This window comes from Vreelandella sp. DA03-1M, assembly GCF_055725665.1.
This window is the reverse complement of record NZ_CM146798.1, coordinates 1642157-1657376: the sequence shown is the minus strand read 5'-3', so window position 1 is coordinate 1657376 and position 15220 is coordinate 1642157. Positions and strand designations below refer to the sequence as shown.

General features: G+C 56.4%; 11 protein-coding genes. 7 read left to right on the top strand and 4 right to left on the bottom strand.

The genetic code is table 11. From position 1 onward, the window contains the following. Nucleotides 1–111 precede the first annotated feature (111 nt). Nucleotides 112–744, top strand: coding sequence for a phosphoadenosine phosphosulfate reductase domain-containing protein (locus tag ACXUPB_RS07580; RefSeq protein WP_179915438.1), 633 nt, complete (start codon nt 112–114; stop codon nt 742–744). A gap of 13 nt (nt 745–757) precedes the next feature. Here the strand turns inward: ACXUPB_RS07580 and cysB are convergent, their stop codons facing one another. Next, nucleotides 758–1732 (bottom strand): HTH-type transcriptional regulator CysB, encoded by a 975-nt coding sequence (gene cysB, locus ACXUPB_RS07575; protein WP_281662188.1) that lies wholly within the window; start codon nt 1730–1732, stop codon nt 758–760. A 372-nt stretch (nt 1733–2104) separates the two neighbouring features. Here cysB and trxA point away from each other — a divergent pair, with 372 nt between their 5' ends. Next, nucleotides 2105–2428 carry a thioredoxin gene (gene trxA / locus ACXUPB_RS07570; RefSeq protein WP_008959554.1) on the top strand — a complete coding sequence of 108 codons (324 nt, stop codon included), beginning with the start codon at nt 2105–2107 and terminating at the stop codon, nt 2426–2428. A 66-nt stretch (nt 2429–2494) separates the two neighbouring features. Here the strand turns inward: trxA and ACXUPB_RS07565 are convergent, their stop codons facing one another. Continuing rightward, a complete protein-coding gene (locus ACXUPB_RS07565) occupies nt 2495–3598 on the bottom strand; it encodes an AI-2E family transporter (protein WP_281662187.1) in 1104 nt (367 codons plus the stop codon). Nucleotides 3599–3815: 217 nt separating this feature from the next. On the opposite strand from ACXUPB_RS07565, the gene ACXUPB_RS07560 reads away from it, so the two are divergent. Continuing rightward, a complete protein-coding gene (locus ACXUPB_RS07560; RefSeq protein WP_281662186.1) occupies nt 3816–4670 on the top strand; it encodes an SIMPL domain-containing protein in 855 nt (284 codons plus the stop codon). Here ACXUPB_RS07560 and serS read toward each other — a convergent pair. Further along, nucleotides 4615–5892, bottom strand: coding sequence for a serine--tRNA ligase (gene serS / locus ACXUPB_RS07555; protein WP_281662185.1), 1278 nt, complete (start codon nt 5890–5892; stop codon nt 4615–4617). The genes ACXUPB_RS07560 and serS overlap by 56 nt on opposite strands. A 184-nt stretch (nt 5893–6076) precedes the next feature. Here serS and ACXUPB_RS07550 point away from each other — a divergent pair, with 184 nt between their 5' ends. From ACXUPB_RS07550 to ACXUPB_RS07535, 4 genes are all read left to right on the top strand, one after another. Continuing rightward, nucleotides 6077–6667, top strand: a complete 591-nt coding sequence (locus ACXUPB_RS07550; protein WP_281662184.1) for a DUF4202 domain-containing protein — start codon at nt 6077–6079, stop codon at nt 6665–6667. A 126-nt stretch (nt 6668–6793) separates the two neighbouring features. Next, nucleotides 6794–9895, top strand: a complete 3102-nt coding sequence (ydiJ, locus tag ACXUPB_RS07545) for a D-2-hydroxyglutarate dehydrogenase YdiJ (protein WP_281662183.1) — start codon at nt 6794–6796, stop codon at nt 9893–9895. A 250-nt stretch (nt 9896–10145) separates the two neighbouring features. Continuing rightward, nucleotides 10146–11204 (top strand): efflux RND transporter periplasmic adaptor subunit, encoded by a 1059-nt coding sequence (locus ACXUPB_RS07540; protein WP_281662182.1) that lies wholly within the window; start codon nt 10146–10148, stop codon nt 11202–11204. Nucleotides 11205–11222: 18 nt separating this feature from the next. Beyond that, nucleotides 11223–14366, top strand: a complete 3144-nt coding sequence (locus ACXUPB_RS07535) for an efflux RND transporter permease subunit (RefSeq protein ID WP_472956076.1) — start codon at nt 11223–11225, stop codon at nt 14364–14366. A 12-nt stretch (nt 14367–14378) separates the two neighbouring features. Here the strand turns inward: ACXUPB_RS07535 and trpC are convergent, their stop codons facing one another. Further along, on the bottom strand, nt 14379–15182 hold the full coding sequence (gene trpC / locus ACXUPB_RS07530; RefSeq protein ID WP_281662180.1) for an indole-3-glycerol phosphate synthase TrpC: 804 nt from the start codon (nt 15180–15182) through the stop codon (nt 14379–14381). Between the last annotated feature and the right edge of the window lie 38 nt (nt 15183–15220).

Genomic DNA, 15220 nt, shown 5'->3' with positions numbered 1-15220 from the left:
TTAAATTTCTATATCAAAAAGGAATATAAAAACCTAACTAAACGGTATTGGGGAGTCACGGGTCGGGTTTGATAACCTAGTCACCATATCTACACTCGAACAGGTGGCAGCATGTCCTCAGAGCTTGAAGCGATCAATAAAGAATTTGCAAACAACGGTAACAAAAACCCTCAAGGCTTGATTGAGTGGGCGCTGGCGCAAGGCGCACGGCCTATTTGCACCACCAACTTTCGCCCTTTTGAGGCGGTGATTCTGCACATGGTCAGCCAGGTACGCCCGGATATACCCATCGTATGGATGGACAGCGGTTACAACACCGAGGCGACCTATCAATTCGCCGACGAGGTGATAAAACAGCTCAACCTCAATATCGTCAGCTTCGTGCCCCGTCGTACCCGCGCCCACCGCGAAGCGCTGGACGGCCCCATGCCGGGCATTGACGACCCGCGCCATGCAGCCTTTACTCAGGAAGTTAAACTCGAACCCTTCGAGCGTGCGTTGCGTGAAATGCAGCCCGACGTATGGTTCACCGCGCTACGCGCTGAAGACACCCCCGAACGCGCCAAAATGCAGGCGGTTAGCCGCAACAGCAACGGCCTGTTAAAAGTGGCCCCGCTGCTACAGTGGAGCGCTAAAGATATGTATCAGTACCTACAGGCGCATAACCTACCCAACAACTTCGACTACTTTGACCCCACCAAAGTGGAAGAGAAGCGCGAATGCGGACTGCATTTACAGCACTGATACTCGCCAATAATCAATACTCGGGCAGGTCTAAGTCCTCAAACAGCGACTGTTCATGACGTGGGCCTGCTGTTAGCGCTTCATCTACACGGTCACGGGTTAAGTGAGGCGCAAAGCGCTCTAAAAAGTCATACATATAGCCGCGCATAAAAGTGCCACGACGAATACCAATCTTGGTCGTGGAGCTAGCAAATAAGTGGCTAGCATCGAGCGCTACCAAATCATCATCAAGCGCTTCATCCACGGCCATATGCGCCACAATGCCAACCCCCATGCCCAACCGCACGTAGGTTTTGATCACGTCAGCATCAGCGGCGGTTAGCACTACATTGGGCGTTAGGCCCTTGGCTTTAAAGGCATCGTCTAACTGCGAGCGGCCGGTAAATCCAAACACATAGGTCACCAACGGATGTTCAGCGAGCGCCTCTAGGGTCAGCGGGCCGTTATGGGTTGCCAAAGGATGCCCCTTAGGCACCAATACGCAGCGGTTCCAGCGATAGCACGGCAACAGCACTAAATCGGTAAATAGTTCTAGCGATTCGGTCGCAATAGCGAAATCTGCCTGACCTTCACTGACCATCTGCGCGATCTGCTTAGGCGTACCCTGCTGCATATGCAGCGCCACATCAGGGTATTTCAGAGTAAATTCGCTGATAATGGGCGGCAGCGCGTAGCGAGCTTGAGTATGAGTCGTCGCAATGGCTAGGCTACCGCGGCGCTCGTCGCTATGCTCCTGGGCCACCTGCTTGATGTTTTCGGTGAGGCGCAGAACCTGCCCGGCCAGGTCAATAATCGACTGCCCGGCCGGCGTAACCCGCGTCAGGTGCTTCCCGCTGCGGGCAAAAATTTCGACGCCAAGCTCATCTTCCAACAACCGTATCTGTTTGGAGATCCCTGGCTGTGAGGTAAATAGACTTTGCGCTGTGGCTGAGACGTTTAGGTTATGTCGATTGACTTCCCAGATATAGCGTAGCTGTTGTAGCTTCATATCCTCACCTTATTTATTCTCTAAACAGATCTATGTAGGACGCGCCTGAAACACATCTTTGCGCAGCTACTACGATGCGTTTGATGGAAAGCGGCGCTGGTGCCGCACTTTACAGCACCAGATAGAATAAAAAACAAATGAATAATACTTTTATATTATAAAAAAATCTTCCTACCAGCATCCATTAATTTCTGCTATTCAGATAAATCACCACACGGGAAATTTGCCAGCAACCTCCGCGCCCGCTAACATCTGCCCACGCTTATCGTGATAGAGATGAGGCGCGGTGAACGAGCGCCAATTGATCGCGTAATGACCGTTGCTCCATTTGAGGCAACGAAACAGTAAGAGCAACGCAAACGGGAGAAGCAAATGGCTAATAATGTTGATGTCACCAACGCCAATTTTGAGCAAGAAGTCCTCAACGCTGAACAGCCTGTGCTAATGAAATTCTGGGCGCCCTGGTGTGGCCCATGCAAAGTCATGGCCCCGGTCGTTGATGAAGTAGCTGCAGAGCGTCAGGACAGCCTGAAAGTCGTTAGTGTCAATGTTGACGATGCACCTGAAATTGCTGCCGAGCAAGGCGTACGCGGTGTACCTACCGTGATGCTGTTTAAAGCTGGCACCAAAGTCGCCTCACTGGTCGGCGCGCAATCTAAGTCGCAACTGACGCAGTTCATCGAACAAAACGCCTGATGAATGTGTAGCACTTCTAACAGCCGCCGACTCTGTCGGCGGTAGCATTAGCCAGTACTCCCTACCCTAGCTTCTGCGCTTCCACGGCGGCAAACTTGCATCACTCGCCCGGCCATCTTTAACGCGACGCTTCCCAGGCCCTAACAGTCGTGCGATCCAACGTGTTTGTGGATGACTATCGAGGGCAATCTTCAGCGTCATCGTCAGCACCACAGAAAGCAGCATCCCCGCCGCACCAAATATCCACCCCCAAACCACCAGCGATAAAAACGCTACGAAAGTGGAAAGTCCCAGCGCCTGCCCCATTACCCGCGGCTCAATCAGGTTGCCGAGCACAAAGTTGATGACTAAATAAGCGGAGGCAAGTAGCAGCGCCTGAAAAGCACCGCCATCTTGAGCGACCAGCAGTAACAGCACGGGAGGTATCGCGGCCAACGCGGAGCCAATATTAGGGATGAAGTTGAGTGCGAAGGCCAACACGCCCCACAATAGCGGAAAATCCACGCCTACGATCATGCAAGAGAGCCATACCAGCGCCCCGGTAGCTAGGCTAATCATGGTTTTTACAGCTAGATAGCGCTTCAGCGTTAAGCTGAACTCACTAAAGCGTTTCAGGCTGGGGGCCGGATTCTCCAATGCACGCGAGACTTTGTCGCGTACATTAAGCGTTTCAAACAGCATAAAGATGACCAGCAGCCCAACAATAATGCTTTGCATGAAGAGGTTGCCGAGCTGACCCAATAACGCCGGCATCCAGGAGCCTTCATCTTCCCCTTCGAACAGCGAGTTGATCTGGTCGGGATTGATGGCTAGTCCCCGTGACGAGAGCGCATTAAGCAAGTTCCAATACTGCTCATAAAGCCGCGACTCTATCTCCGGCAACGCTGTTACAAAGGTACTAAAGCTATTAACGACCAGCAGGCCAATCAGCGATATAAACGCCAGTAATACCATCAAGGTCAGAAATGCCGACATCCGCATGCTTAAACCACAGCGATGCAGCCACTGTACCGGTGAGGTGCACACGACAGCGATAAATATCGCCAGCAGAAGTGGCACTAATAAATCAGCGCCTGCTTTCATTCCAGCGATAATCACTACCAACGCGGCAAGCGCCAAGGTGGCATTGAGTGGAATACTACGGTAATCCTCATCAGACACTTTCGACATAATCCATCCCTAGCTTGTTATCCATATATAATGGCTACATTCGGCATATTGCACAAACCGTGCAATTAATAAGTAACTGTTTTGCGTCTACTCTTCCGTACTGAACTTTCTCTCCTACTTCGCTTCCAAGCTGAGTCTGCCCTAACTTATTAAAACAGCTTTTAAAATCAGGGTTTAACTTGGCGGCGCGACTGCCTGTTCTCTAAGGAAAACATTTATGAAAGCAATACCGGCAAACCTTCAAACACCAGGCTCTAAACGTTTACGTAATGGCCTACTAGGTGGTGCTCTATTGACACTCCTTAGCGTTCCTTTTGCTCACGCTTCACCATCAACCCCGCCCCAACCCAGCCTGCATGTTCAAGCGCAGTCGTGGGTTGAGGTAGAACCCGACAAAGCCACCCTAAATGCGCGGCTATGGGAAAACACTCCCGCCCTTTCCACCTTGGAAGAGAGCGATAGTAGCGCACTTAGTGATGCGCGCGAGCGTTTAGAGACCCGCGCCAGCGAATTAATCGAAAAAATGGAAGCTACGGGCCTTGAGCGCACCGCCATTAACGCTGGCTCGCTCAATGTTTATCCTGAGCATATTCAAGGACCGCGCAACGAAGACGGCGAGCATGAAACACTCCAGCGCACGCGACTGGAGCGCCCAATCACCGTCGAACTTACCGATCTTAAGCAGTTAAGCGAAGTGTTAGACGCACTGATTGCCGCAGGTGTTAACTCGCTGGACGGCGTGCAATTCGATCTACAGGACCGTGATGCCGCCACCGATGAAGCATTGGTAAAAGCGCTAGAGAAAGCGCAGCACAAGGCCAATTTGATGGCCGACAGCTTAGATGCCGAACTTGGCCATGTGCAGCGCATTGAAGAAACGCAATCGCCTATTTTCCAGCCGCGCATGATGGCAATGCGGGCAGAAAGCGATTCTGCTGCCAACCAATCGGGTGCCGCCATTGATTACAGCCCCGGCACCATTCGTATTGATGCCGGGGTTAGCGTTGAGTGGGCGCTTAAAGGGCCAAATGCTCCAGGCCGCCCAGGTAGCGACGTAGCGGCTCAGGAATAGTTACAGAGCCATCCGCCTGCTGGTGGTTTTCAAGCACTGCCAGCAGGCAACGACCCACCGCTAGTCCAGAACCATTCAAGGTATGCAGCAGCAATGGCTTTTTAGAGTCCGGGTGGCGATAACGCGCCTGCATACGCCGCGCCTGAAAATCCTCGCAGTTAGAAACCGACGAGATCTCCCGGTACGTCTCCTGGCTGGGTAACCACACTTCTAAATCGTAGGTTTTAGTCGCCCCAAAGCCCATATCCCCAGTGCACAGCGTTACCACGCGATAAGGCAACTCCAACGCCTGCAGAATCGCCTCGGCGTGACCGCGCATCTCTTCCAATGCTGCGTAGCTTTTCTCCGGCTCCACAATCTGTACCATCTCGACTTTATCGAACTGATGCTGACGGATCATGCCGCGAGTATCGCGCCCGTGTGAGCCCGCTTCAGAGCGGAAACACGGCGTATGCGCGGTAAGCTTCATCGGCAAGGCCGACAGCTCAACGATTTCATCGCGCACAAAATTGGTGAGCGGCACTTCGGAGGTCGGGATCAGATGGTAATCGCGCTCATCGTCCAGCTTGAACAGATCTTCGCCAAACTTCGGCAGCTGGCCGGTGCCCATCAGCGAATCGCGGTTGACCATATACGGCACGTAGCACTCTTCGTAGCCGTGCTGTTCGGTTTGGGTATCCAGCATAAACTGCGCCAACGCCCGGTGCAGGCGCGCAATCGGCCCACGCATGACCGCAAAGCGGGCACCGGTGATTTTCGCCGCCAGCTCGAAATCGAGATAACCCGACTTTTTACCCAGATCAACGTGATCCAACACCTCGAAATCAAACGCCCGCGGCGTTCCCCAGCGGTGCAGCTCAACATTATCGGCTTCGCTTTTGCCTTCCGGCACGCTTTCGTGGGGCAGGTTGGGAATACCGCTGATAGCGTCGTCCCACTCTTCCTGGACGTCGGCCAGCTCGCGCTTGGCTTTATCCAGGCGATCGCCTAAATCACTGACTTCATCCAGCAGCGGTTGAATATCTTCACCGTTGGCCTTGGCTTTACCAATCGCCTTGGAGCGCATATTGCGCTCGTTTTGCAGCTGCTCGGTTTGCGTTTGCAGTTCGCGGCGACGCGACTCCAGCGCCTGCAGCCCCGCTTTATCAAGCACAAAGCCCCGGCGGGCCAGTTGTTGAGCAACCGTGTCAAGATCACCACGCAGCAGTTTCGGATCGAGCATGAATCCTGTCCCTTGGCCTGAAAACAATAAGAGCAACGCGCTGATGCGCGTGCATAAAAAGAGCTATTGTAGGCAAAAGCGTGGCGGTGGGCCATGGGCGGTGTCAGATGCGTACGTAGAGTGTTGTGATTCGTACGGTTTCTCGGCAACCTATTAGCATTACTTCTAGCCGAGCACCGTTGCCATGCCTACCGCTTTTGATCAAACGCTTGCCGCCATTGATGCTCTTCACGCCGAGGATCCGCGTTCCACGACGCTTGCCGATGGCACATCCATGCCTCAGGAACTGGCCTATGCCCAGCGCATGAGCGACTGGCTAGACCGCGTGCATGACGCGCCCGATGACGTGCTGCGCTTAGCCGTACGCGCACAGCACTTACAGCGCTGGTTAGTGCCGCGTGAGGAGTACCCCGAAGGGCGTGTGGGCTACTTAACCTGGCGGCGCGACCAGGGCAAGCGCGCAGGCGATACCACCGTCCAGCTAATGCGCGACGCAGGCTACAGTGACAAAGAAGCCGAGCGCGCCGCAGCGATTATTGGCAAGAAAGGCCTGGGCCGAGACCCCGATGTGCAAGCGCTGGAAGATTGCGCCTGCCTGGTATTTCTAGAGAACTACTTTGCCGACTTTTCGCGCAAGATCGAGCACGACCATATGGTTCGGATCGTGCAAATGACCTGGCGCAAAATGTCGCCCCGCGCCCACGATCTTGCCCTAACACTGCCCATGTCGGACGCCTCTGCTGCATTGGTAAAAGAGGCTCTGGGAGTGGATTAAGGAGAGGAGTCAGGTGTGGGGCAAGCGACAGAGCAAAACGCTACCGTAAGATGCAGCGGGGCAGCCGCTGCGGTAAAGTAGCGGTCTTCTTTTATTGCGCCCCCGGCACTGACGGCTTGATCAACTATGATTGCATCCTTGGACACCCGTACCGCCCCGTTCGAACGCTTGGGCAATGAGTATGTACGTTTTCTGCAGGCGCTCAAAACGCGCGGCTTTGAAGGCGAAATCGCGCCCGATTACGCCAACCGCACGGTGCTGGCGACGGATAACTCGATTTACCAGCGCCTACCCCAGGCGGCGGTCTACCCCAAGCATGCCGAAGATATAGAGCGTCTCACCCGGCTGGCCGCGCAAACCACTCACCGCAGTATTGTGTTAACGCCCAGGGGCGGTGGCACCGGCACCAACGGCCAGTCGCTCACCGACGGCATCGTGGTGGATGTCTCCCGCCACATGAATCAGATCCTAGAGGTCGATGTGGAAGCACGGCGGGTGCGCGTGCAAGCCGGGGTAATCAAGGATCAACTTAACGCCGCGCTCAAGCCCCATGGGCTGTTTTTCGCCCCGGAGCTTTCGACCTCCAACCGCGCCACTATTGGCGGCATGATCTCTACCGATGCCAGCGGCCAGGGCAGCTGCGAGTACGGCAAAACCCGTGATCACGTGCTGGAACTCGATACGATTCTGATCGGTGGAAAGCACCTGCACAGCCGCGCTTTATCATCGGACGAAGAGCAGGCTGAGTGCCAACAGGAAGGTATTCTTGGCCGCGTACACACCACCGCCGCCGACATTATCGACCAGCAGCGCGACTTGATTGCAGCCAAATTCCCGCCGCTCAACCGCTGCTTGACCGGCTACGACTTGGCCCATTTACGCGACGGCGAGGGACAGCTCAACCTCAACAGCCTGCTGTGCGGCTCGGAAGGCTCGCTGGGCTTTTTAAACGAAGCCGTCCTCAATGTATTGCCGATCCCCAAACACTCCACCCTGGTCAATGTGCGATACACCAGCTTTATGGATGCGTTGCGGGATGCCAAAGCATTAATGACTGCCAGCGCGCAGCCTACCTCGATTGAAACCATCGACGACACCGTGCTGCAACTGGCTATGGAGGACTTCGTCTGGGACAGCGCAGCGGAGTTCTTCCCGGCGACCGGTAGCACGCCGATTCGCGGTATCAACCTGATTGAGTTTAATGACGATGATCCTGAGCACTTGGCCGAGCGAGTACGGGCGTTCACTGATCATTTAAGCCAAGACAGCACCGTTGAGCGCCTAGGCTACACCTTGGCCGAGGGGCATGGGCAGATCCAGAAAGTTTACGCCATGCGCAAACGCTCGGTGGGTTTGCTCGGCAATGTGCAGGGCGAGAAGCGGCCGATTCCGTTTGTGGAAGACACCGCCGTGCCGCCGGAGCATCTGGCCGATTTTATCGCCGAGTTCCGCGCCGCGCTGGATGCCCGAGGGCTCTCTTACGGGATGTTTGGCCATGTAGATGCTGGTGTACTGCACGTGCGCCCCGCTATCGATATGAAGGATCCCGAGCAGGAAAAGCTTATTCGCGCGGTGTCCGATGAAGTGGCGGCGCTTACCCAGCATTATGGCGGCCTGCTGTGGGGCGAACACGGCAAGGGCGTACGCTCCGAATATTCGCCTAAGTTCTTTGGCGAACTCTATCCCAGCCTACAGCGAGTAAAAGCCGCTTTCGATCCCTATAACCAGCTCAACCCTGGCAAGATCGCTTCGCCCGCCGAAAGCGGCGAGCTAATCGCGAAGGATAGCGACCCCGATCTGTTGACGGTCGATGGCGTGCCCATGCGCGGCCAGTTTGATCGCACCATCGATGAGCGTGCCTGGCAGGCCTATGACGCCGCGGTGTACTGCAACGGCAACGGCGCCTGTTACAACTACGACCTTGACGACCCCATGTGCCCTTCGTGGAAGGCGACGCGGGATCGACGCCACTCGCCCAAAGGCCGCGCCAGCTTGATCCGTGAGTGGCTGCGGCTGCAGACCCAGGCGGGGATCGACGTCGTTGAAGAGTCACGCAAGAAGAAAGCCGAAGGCGGCTGGGGCTTTATTAAACGCTTTCCATTGCGGGTGGCGAACACGCTAAGCCGCAAGCAGCACCACGACTACTCCCACGAAGTTTATGACGCCATGGCGGGGTGTCTGGCGTGTAAGTCTTGCGCGGGGCAGTGCCCGGTTAAGGTCAACGTCCCCCAGTTTCGTTCACAGTTTTTAGAGGTCTACCACGGCCGCTACCTGCGCCCGATTCGTGACTACGTGATTGGCGGCACCGAGTTTATGCTGCCCACCCTGGCCAAAGCCGCGCCGCTGTATAACGCCGTGATTGGCCAACGTTGGGTAGAGCAACTGATGCGCCGCACGCTGGGCATGAGCGATTCTCCGGCGCTTTCACGGGCCAGTGTAAAAAAGCAGTTGAAGGCCTGGGGCGTTGCCGAGGCAACGCCGCTCTCGCTGGCCCTGTTAACCGAGCAGCAGCGCGCCAACAGCGTGATTATTGTGCAAGACGCCTTCACCACCCACTTTGAAGCCAAGCTGGTCATGGACGTGGTAGAGCTACTCTCGCGCCTCAATCTACGCGTGTTCGTGATGCCCTATTCGCCGAACGGCAAACCGCTCCAGGTGCAGGGCTTTCTGGGCGCCTTCGAGCGCACCGCCGCCAAGCAGGCCGAACGGCTACGCACCCTGGCCCGTTTTGATATCCCCCTGGTAGGCATCGACCCGGCGATGACCCTCACCTATCGCCAGGAGTACGTCAAAGCGCTAGGCAATGAGGCCGTCCCCGAGGTGCTGATGCTGCAAGAGTGGCTGGCAACCCGCATCAATACGCTGGCGCCCACCCCGCTTAAGCTAACCGACCCAGGTTTCAAGCTGCTCTCCCACTGCACCGAGAAAACCAACGCACCGGGTAGCCCTAAAGCGTGGCAGCAGGTGTTTGCGGCCTTTGGGTTAGAGCTTGAGCTGATGACCACCGGCTGCTGCGGTATGTCCGGCACCTACGGCCATGAAACCCGCAATGCCGCTACGTCAGAAACCATCTACGCCCAGTCGTGGCAACCCCAGGTGGAAACCGAAGAAAACGCAGGCAAGCTACTGGCTACTGGATACTCCTGCCGCAGCCAGGTGAAGCGCTACTCGAATCAAGTACTGCAACACCCTTTGCAGGCGCTACTCATTGCCCTAAAGCGCAGCTGAAATTTGTACAAACACTAAACCTTGTATAACGTTGAGGGAGCTAACGGCGTGCAGTGCAAAAAGCTGTCACGCTGTTCATTGACTGCAGGGAGCCTCTTATTAACGTAATGAGCGCAGGCCAGACAAGGCAAAAATCAACGAAAAAGCGGAGTTTACGAATTGTAAATGAGCATTTTGAGGTGATTTTTAACGCCGTATGGGCAAGCGCAATAGTTAATCAGAGGTTTCCTATTTTTCAGGAGCTGCCTTGTTGTCTCTATTTTCTTCCCTGACTCGCCTAGGCGCAGGCGCTGTTCTAACCCTGAGCCTAGCATCCCTCGCTATCGCTCAGGAAAACCGTGTTGAGACGCAGGTGGTGGCGGACTCTCCTCGGATAGAGGTGCTGCCATTGACCGGCAGCGTTAGCGCCCCACAAACCTCCCAGCTGTCTAGCGCTGAAGCGGGTCAGGTCAGCGAGCTAACGGTTGAGATGGGCGACACAGTCACTCAAGGCCAGCCGCTGCTCTCACTGGATACCCGCGATATTAGCCTGGAAAGCCAGCGTGCCCGCGCGGATCTGGCCCAGGCCGAAGCCGAACGCGACGAAGCGCAACGCCTAGTGAGCGAAGCCAACCAGCTTTCGGCGCAAAATTTTGCCGCCAGCCAGCGCCGTCAGCGTGAAGGCGCTTTGGCGGCGGCCCAGGCCACCCTTGAAGCGCGCCGAGCCGACTACGAGCTGGCCCAGTTGCAGTTGGAGCGTCATCAAATACGCGCCCCTTTTGACGGCATGGTCACTCACCGGGAGAGCAATATCGGTGAGTGGGTCAACCCCGGTGACAACCTGCTTACCTTGGTCGATTTAGCGTCTCTACGCTTGGATTTCTCGGTGCCGCTCTCTGCCTACCAGCGCTTTGAGGGCTCTCAATTAGAGGTACGCTTAGAAGGCAGCGATCAATGGCACCCGGCGCGTACCCTCGCGCGTATTCCCCTCGATGCCAGCTCAAGGCAGTTTCTGCTGCGAGCGGCACCTGAAACACCCCTTGAAATGCTACCGGGTATGGCGGTGGAAGGCCGTTTGCAGCTTAACGGCGAAAGCGGACCCAGCGTGCCGCGGGATGCCCTCATTCGCCGCCCGGATGGCAGCGTCAGCGTTTGGCTAGCCCGCCAGAGTGATGATACTTGGCAGGCGTTCGAGCAGCGGGTTGAGATCGGCAGTAGCTACCAGGGAGAGGTCGCCGTCAATGAGGGCCTATCAGCGGGAGACCGCGTGATCGTCGTCGGTAATGAGCGGCTTGAAGAGGGGCAAGAAGTGTCCCTGAGCGACGACTAAAGGAGCCCGCCCCCCCGTATGTTTGCCGCCATTATTCGTCACGGCATCTTGGTTAGCGTTATTACGCTGATCCTGCTGATTCTGGGTATCGCCGCCATTTGGCGCATGCCGGTACAGATGATCCCCGACCTGGAAACCCGCGTGGTGGGTATCGAGACCCAATGGCCGGGTGCCACGCCGCAGGATATTGAAAAGGATATCTTGATCGAGCAGGAGGAGTTCCTGCGTAATGTGCCCAACCTGCAGCGCATGGAGTCCACCGCCAGCAGCGGCAGCGCCGAAATCGAGCTGGAGTTCCCGTTTGGCGTCGATCTCACCGAAACCTTGATTCGGGTTAACAACTCGCTAAGCCAAGTACACTCCTACCCCAACAACGTCGACCAGCCGCGCATCGTCGCCAACTCGTTTTCCGCCAACGCCTTTATGTACTTTAACGTTGGCCCTCGGGAGGGTAACCCGCGCCAGCTCGATATGCCCGCCATGCGCGATTACCTGGAAGATAATGTCCGCCCGCGCCTGGAGAGCGTTGCCGGCGTATCGGAAGTCACGGTTTCCGGTGGTGCCGAGCGGCAAGTGCAGCTGCTGATCGACCCTGAAGCGCTAGTCGCCCGTGAACTAAGTATCGCTGATATTCAGGCCGCCCTTCAGGCCCGCAACCAGGATGTCTCCGGCGGTAACCTCGAGAGCGGCAAACGCCGCTACCTGCTGCGTACCGTGGGCCGTTTTGAGGATGTGGAGAGCCTTGAAGCGCTGATCCTCATCCGCGACGGCGACGCGGTCACCCGGCTAAGCGATGTGGCTGAAGTACGCCAATCCTACGCCGAGCTCACTTCTCGCGCTTACAGCTCGGACGGACAGCCGGTATTAAGCGTGCAAGTGCGCCGTGAACCGGGCGCCAATGTGATCGACATCAAGCGCGCCATGCTCGACGAAGTCGCGGCGCTTAATGAAGGTCTGCTAGCCGAGCAGGGCATGCGTATGACGCTCTCTAGCGACGACGTGCGCTACGTGGAGTCATCGATTGCCAATGTCTGGGTCAACCTTGGGCTGGGCGCGCTGTTTGCCACCCTAGTGATGTACGCTTTCCTGCGCTCTGCCCGCGCCACCATGGCCGGGGTCATCGGCATTCCTATCTGCACCATCGCCGCCTTTTTAGGCCTGCTGCTAGCGGGCCGCACGCTCAACGTTATTTCGCTGGCGGGTGTCGCTTTCGCCATTGGCATGACCATCGATAACACCATCGTCGTGCTGGAGAGTATTGAGACCCAGCGCCGCCGTGGCTTGGCGCGCTTTGAAGCGGCTCTCGAGGGCGTCAAGCAAGTATGGCCCGCTGTGCTCGCCTCAACGCTGACCACTATTTTAGTCTTTGTGCCGATCTTCTTTATTCAGCAGGAAGCTGGGCAGCTCTACTCCGATATTGCAGTGGCCATCTCGACCTCGATTATTGTCTCCATGGTGGTCGCCATTACCGTTATTCCCACCCTGGGCGCGCATATCGATTTTCGTGGTAAGGAGAGCGCTTCAACGTCATCGCCGCGCTGGGTACGCGGCTGCCTGTGGGTGGTTGATGGCATGATTCGCACGGCTTCCCGGCGCTTTCTCGCTATCGTGCTGGGCATTGTGGGGGGTATCGGCATTTTTGTCTGGCTGACGCCCCCGGCCGAGTACCTGCCCGAAGGCGAAGAGGCCAAAACCTTTGCCAGCATGAACGCCCCGGCGAGTTACAACCTGGCCACCATGGATGCCATTGCCCAAACCCTGCAGCAGGAGCTGGAGCCTCATGTAGGTGCGGATCCTGAGCGCTTCGAGGGCGGCGATACCGACATCCCGCCGATTCGCACCATGGGCATTCAAGCCGAAGCGCAGAGCCTGCGGATCATTGCGGAAACCATCGACCCCACCCATATTGAGGCTTTGATGGACGCCCTCACCCGGCGCTTTGAGAAATACCCAGATATGCGCGCCTTTGCCGCCCGTGGCTCGATTATCTCCAGCAATGACGGCGGAACGCGCAGTATCACTTTGGATATTGCCGGCAACGATCTAAACGAGCTTTACACCACCGCTAATGCGATTTACCAACGTGCGCAAGACGTTTTCGATAACCCGCGTATCCAGTCACGCCCCTCCGCCCTGGATCTTGGCCAGCCGCTGATTGAGGTGTATCCCAATTGGGAGCGCGCCGCAGAAGTCAGCCTGGATACCAACGCCCTGGGCACCACCGTCGCGGTGCTCACCAACGGCGCCTACCTGGATGACTTCTATCTCGACGACGAGAAAATCGACCTTTACGGCTATGGCCCCGAGGCGGGCGATATCGACCTGGACGCCCTCGCCACCCTACCCATCTATACACCCTCGGGGATAAGCGTTCCGCTCAATACCCTTGCCGAGATTCGCGAGACGGTGGGAACGGCTACGCTGCGGCGGGTAGACGGTCGCCGCAGTGTTACGCTAGACGTCATCCCACCCCGCAGCGTGGCATTGGAAGCTGGTATCGAGCAGATGCAGCGCGAGGTAATCGACCCACTGCGCGATGAGGGCGTCATACCCGCCAACATTAATGTCAGCGTGACCGGCGCGGGGGATCAGTTAGACGCCACCCGCCAAGCGCTTACCGGCAATGCGTTAATAGCCTTGGCGATTGTGTATCTGCTGCTGGTGGCGATTTTTGCCCACTGGGGTTACCCGCTACTGATTCTTGCCACTATTCCATTAGGCGCCGCTGGGGGGATTGTGGGGCTATGGCTGATGAATACCGTGGGCGCTCAGTTGCCGAAAATTGGCTTAAATGCCATCAGTCAGCCGTTTGATATGATCACCATGTTGGGATTCTTGATTCTGATGGGGACGGTGGTCAACAACCCAATACTGGTGGTTCATCAGGCAAGGGAGAATCTACGCACGGCGTCGATGGGCGTTCGCGAGGCCGTTCAACAGGCAGTAGAGAGTCGCTTACGGCCGATTGCCATGACGACTCTTACCACCCTGTGCGGCCTTTCACCGCTGGTGTTTCTACCCGGGGAAGGCACCGAGCTTTACCGCGGCGTCGGTGCCATTGTGCTATTTGGGCTGCTCGGTACGGCAATTGTCACCGTTACCTTCCTGCCTGCCCTTACCGTTGCCGTGCTCAGTTGGAGAACCAAACGGTCGGCGAGCTAACAAGCTGCGGCGTTAAAAGAATAACCGCTTCAGTGCCAAGCCTGGATCGCTTTCGCGCATAAAGACTTCGCCAACCAGGAACCCGTTAACGTTGTGGTCACGCATTAGCTCAACGTCATCGCGGGTGTGAATACCTGATTCGGTAATCACCGTTATACCCTCAGGAATGCGCGGCAGCAGATCCAGGGTCGTATTCAGGCTGGTTTCAAAGGTATGCAGGTTGCGGTTGTTGATGCCCACCAGCTTTAGATCCAGCGCCAGGGCACGCTCAAGCTCATCGGCATCGTGGACTTCGACCAGCACGTCCATGCCAAGTGCAATGGCTTGCTGATTCAGGTCACGCAGCTGTGCGTCGTCCAGGGCGGCCACTATCAATAAAATACAATCCGCCCCTATCGAGCGTGCTTCCGAGACCTGATAGCCGTGGGTGATAAAGTCTTTGCGAATCACCGGCAGCGTGCAGACATCACGAGCGGCAATGAGATAGTCTTCGTGGCCTTGGAAAAAGTCGGCGTCGGTAAGCACGGAGAGACAGGCAGCGCCCCCTTGCGCATAGCTTTTAGCAATATCCGAGGGGTGAAACTCTTCACGAATCACCCCTTTTGAGGGCGAGGCTTTTTTGACCTCGGCGATAATCGCCGGATCACCCGCCGCGATGCGCGTATTAAGCGCCTCAATAAAGCCGCGCGGGGCGCTCTGTTGCTCCCCGAGGGCGAGCAGATCGGATTCCGAGACCGCTTGACGACGCTCAGCCACCTCTTGATCTTTGCGAGCCAGAATGCGCGTTAAAATAGTTGGCGTTGCCTGTTGAGTCATGGTGATCTCTTTTTTTAAAACTTATCTTGTTTAAGAAC